Genomic DNA, 1,054 nt, shown 5'->3' on the forward strand with positions numbered 1-1,054 from the left:
CTAGAGCGTTTCAGGTTTTGACGGAAGCGTATCCGGCGTTGTTGAAGTAGTTTGAGCATTCGTCGGGTTCTATGGTGGCGACGAGGTGTCCGATGTGTCGCCAGGTGTCGTCGATGGTTCGCTTCTGGGCAGTTCGCATCCAGTGCTTGATCTTGGCGAAGGCCTGCTCGATCGGGTTGAGATCTGGCGAGTATGGCGGCAGGTACCAGAGCCTGGCGCCTGCGGCGCGGATCATTTGCCGGATGGCTGCCGACTTGTGGGAGCCGAGATTGTCCATGACGACGATGTCGCCCGGCTCAAGCACTGGCACGAGCTGCTGCTCGACATAGGCGCGGAAGCACTGGCCGTTGATCGGCCCGTCGAAGACGCAAGGTGCAGTCAGCCGGTCGCAGCGCAGCGCGCCGAGGAAGGTCAGCGTGCGCCAGTGGCCGTATGGAGCCAAGCCGCGCAGGCGTTTGCCCTTCGGCCCCCAACCGCGCAGCGGCGCCATGTTGGTCTTGATCCAGGTTTCGTCGATGAAGACCAACTGCCGTGGGTCGAGACCGGACTGCCAGGAACGCCAGCGTTGTCGCCGTCGCGCGATGTCAGCGCGGGCTTGCTCAAGGGCCAACAGAGTTTTTTTTGAACCGCAAACCCTCGCGCCGCAGGAACTGCCACACCGTATCGTGCGATACCTTCACACCGCGCGCCGCAAGTTCGTCCTTTAGCCGATGCAGCGACAGATGCGGCGTCTGATTGATCCTCTCCACGATGAAGGCCCGGTGCGGCTCCAGAACCCGCTTGCGATGGCCGCCCATCTTGCCGGGCGCGACCGACCCACTCGCCCGATAGCGCTGCGACCACTTCACCGCCGACGACACCGCTATGCCAAAACGAGCCGCAACCGTGCGGCAGCTCTCACCAGCCGCGATCGCCACAACAACACGCTCACGAAGATCATTCGAAAGAGGTCGCGTCATCCGATGCTGGCCTCCGATCCAGCCAGCATCTTGAATCACAAAATCAGCCTCTCCGGAATCCCTCTTCGATTCTGTCAAAAGCTGAACCGCTCTAG

At 61.8% G+C, this 1,054-nt stretch carries 1 protein-coding gene; it reads right to left on the reverse strand.

Annotated features, from left to right (window positions below; all coding sequences use genetic code 11):
• Positions 1–10 precede the first annotated feature (10 nt).
• Positions 11–959, reverse strand: a protein-coding gene (locus ABID26_RS37050) for an IS630 family transposase (RefSeq protein WP_126086483.1) whose coding sequence is annotated in 2 segments (ribosomal slippage) — positions 11–622 and positions 624–959 — 948 coding nt in all. Because the reading frame shifts where the segments join, the coding sequence is not laid out codon by codon here.
• Between the last annotated feature and the right edge of the window lie 95 nt (positions 960–1,054).

The organism is Mesorhizobium shonense, from assembly GCF_040545255.1.
Lineage (GTDB): Bacteria > Pseudomonadota > Alphaproteobacteria > Rhizobiales > Rhizobiaceae > Mesorhizobium > Mesorhizobium shonense.